The sequence below is a fragment of the Anaeromyxobacter sp. SG66 genome, assembly GCF_022690805.1.
GTDB lineage: Bacteria > Myxococcota > Myxococcia > Myxococcales > Anaeromyxobacteraceae > Anaeromyxobacter > Anaeromyxobacter soli.
This window is the reverse complement of record NZ_JALCZC010000208.1, coordinates 1-2,696: the sequence shown is the minus strand read 5'-3', so window position 1 is coordinate 2,696 and position 2,696 is coordinate 1. Positions and strand designations below refer to the sequence as shown.

Annotated in this window: 3 protein-coding genes; 1 reads left to right on the top strand and 2 read right to left on the bottom strand. The window is 76.7% G+C overall.

Translation table 11 applies throughout. The features are described from left to right. Nucleotides 1-1,487: AMP-binding protein (locus MNZ39_RS23835; RefSeq protein ID WP_242341569.1), on the top strand; the 1,487-nt coding region annotated here is incomplete at its 5' end. Between the two features lie 29 nt (nt 1,488-1,516). Here MNZ39_RS23835 and MNZ39_RS23830 read toward each other — a convergent pair. Both MNZ39_RS23830 and MNZ39_RS23825 read right to left on the bottom strand, forming a co-directional pair. Beyond that, a complete protein-coding gene (locus MNZ39_RS23830) occupies nt 1,517-2,248 on the bottom strand; it encodes a DUF4253 domain-containing protein (RefSeq protein ID WP_242341568.1) in 732 nt (243 codons plus the stop codon). 153 nt (nt 2,249-2,401) lie between these two features. Beyond that, nucleotides 2,402-2,696 (bottom strand): hypothetical protein (locus tag MNZ39_RS23825; protein ID WP_242341567.1); only part of this gene is annotated, 295 nt, incomplete at its 5' end.

Below are 2,696 nucleotides of genomic sequence, written 5' to 3'. Positions count from 1 at the left end.
CGCCCCGCCCCGAGCTCGCGGCGCGCGGCGGCCGCGTGGCGCTGCGCGTCATCGCGAGCGCCGGCCCGGCGGCCGTGACGCGCGCCGGCGCCGCGCCGCGTCGCGCCGACGTCTCCTACGCCGAGCTCGACCGCGCCGCGCGCGCCCACGCGGCCCGCCTGCTCCAGGACGGCGTCCGCGCAGGCGAGCGCGTCGCGCTCTGGGCGACGCCCGAGCTCGCGACGATCGCCGCCGTCATCGGCGACGCGCTCGCCGGGGTGGCGACGGTGCCGCTCAACCCGGCGCTCGGCGAGGGCGAGCTCGGCCACGTGCTCGCCGACGCCGCGCCGCGTCTCGTCCTCGCGGCCGACCCCGCCTCCTTCCGGGCGCGCACGCCGGACGTCCGGGGGATCACGCTCGACGGCCCGGGCGCCTCGCCGCCGGCGCCCCGCCCGGACGACCCGCTCCTCGTGCTCTACACGTCGGGCACCACCGGCAAGCCGAAGGGCGCGATCATCACGCACCGGAACGCCGCGTTCGACCTCGACGCGCTCGTGTCGGCGTGGGGGTGGACGGATCGCGACGCGCTCGTGCACGCGCTGCCGCTCTTCCACGTGCACGGCCTCGTCCTCGGCGTGCTCGGGTCCCTGCGCGTCGGGGCGTCGATCCTGCTCCTCCCCCGCTTCACGCCGGAGGGGGTGTGCGCGGCGATGGAGGGCGGCGGCACGATGCTCTTCGCCGTGCCCACGATGTACCACCGGCTCGCCGAGCACTGCGAGGCGAGGCCAGACGAGGCGCGGCGGCTCGGGTGCGCGCGGCTCCTCGTCTCGGGGTCCGCGGCGCTGCCCGTCCGCGAGAACGACCGCCTGTTCCGGCTGTTCGGGCAGCGCGTCGTCGAGCGCTACGGCCTCACCGAGACGCTCATCCTCACCGCCGCGCGCCACGACGGCCCGCGCACGCCGGGCGCGGTCGGGCCGCCGCTGCCCGGGGTCACCCTCCGCCTCGTGGACGACGCGCGGCGCCCGCTCGAGCCGGGCCCCGACGTCCTCGGCGAGGTGGCGGTGAAGGGCCCGACGGTGTTCGCGGGCTACCTCAACCGGCCGGACGCGACGGCCGCGGCGATGGACGCGGACGGCTTCTTCTACACGGGAGACATCGCGTCGATCGGGCCGGGCGGCGAGGTGCGCATCGTCGGCCGCCGCGCCACCGACCTCATCAAGACCGGCGGCTACAAGGTCGGCGCCGGGGAGGTGGAGGCGGCGCTGCTCGAGCACCCCGCGGTGCGGGAGGCGGCCGTGATCGGCGTCGCCGACGAGGATCTCGGCGAGCGGATCGTGGCGTTCGTGGTCCCCGCCCCGGGCGCGGCCCCGCGCCCGGAGGAGCTCGCCGAGCACGTCGCCCGGCTCCTCTCGCCCCACAAGCGCCCGCGCGCGGTGCGGCTCGTCGAGAGCCTGCCGCGGAACGCCATGGGGAAGGTGCTGAAGAAGGAGCTCGCGGCGCTCGGCTGAGCGCGGCGCCTACGGCGCGCGACGGCGGCTCACTCCCAGATCAGGTACAGCGTGCGGTGCTTGCCGATGAGGTCCGCGAGCCCGGCGATCGGGTTCGAGTGCCCGGCGACGAGGTCGGGCGCGATCTCGGCCGCCCGGCGCGCGATCTTCTCCGGGTCCTTCGGCTGCCGCTGGAACCGCCCGGCGACGTAGTCCGCCCCGATCTCGTACAGCTCGAACGCCTCGTCCCGCTCCAGGGTGGAGAGCCACGCCACGATCTGCTCGCTCGTCACCCCGCGCTTCGGGCCTGCCGTGCCGATGCGGCGGATCACGACGTTCGGGTCGGCCGTCGCGAGGAGGCCCACGAGGTCCTTCTCGCCAGCGAGGCCGAAGCTGCGCTCGTAGCGGAACAGGTAGACCCCGGCCTTGCGGAACGTCGTGTGGCTGCCCGCGAGCAGCCGCTCCGCGGTGCGGGTGTCGACCGCGAAGGCACGGCCCTCGGAGAGCGGGATCGGCTTGACCTCGCTGTCGATCTGGCCGCCCTTCACGCCCGCGGCGTCCTCGACGAGCTTCACGGCGGCCGCGAAGCTCTTCGGGGCGGGGAGCACGATGGGCTGGGCCTCGGCGGCCGGCGCCTCGGGAGCGGCCGCGACCGCCGCGGCCGTCGACGGCTCCGCGCGGACGCCGAGCGGGCCCATCGCGAGGAGCGTGGCGGCCGCGAGGAACCGGCGGGCGAAGACGTTCGTGCGAGCACGATCGAGGCGGCGGGACGGTTGCGTCATGGAGGCTCCCTTTTGCCGCACGCGAACGGCCGTGCGGCAGAGAGCCGCAATCTACACGCCCCTATCGGCATGATCGACTTTGCGTCCCCCGCGCACCGGCCCCCACAGCGGAGCTGGGCCGCCCGGACGGGCCGGGCGGTCCAGACCTACCCGCTATCGCCCGCGCCAGCCGGGAGGCGGCTCGGCGTAGCCGCGCTCGCGGAACGGCTCGGCGGTCTCGCGCAGCCAGGCCTCGCGCCGCGCCGCCCAGCGGCCGTCCACGTCGATCCCGAGCGCCGCGAGCCCCTCGCGATCGTCGTAGCGGAGGGCGAGCACCGCCTCGGGCTTCGCGCTCGCGCGCTCGAAGCGGACCGTGCGCACGTGGGAGGCGTGCTCCTCCGCGAACTCCGTGCCGAGCCCCGGCCGCGCCGTCGCGCGCGCACCGGGGGACGGCTCCGGCGCGAGCGCT

Excerpts from the sequence above, each read along its gene's own strand:
- MNZ39_RS23830 (WP_242341568.1), bottom strand. The coding sequence starts at position 2,248 with ATGACGCAACCGTCCCGCCGCCTCGATCGTGCTCGCACGAACGTCTTC.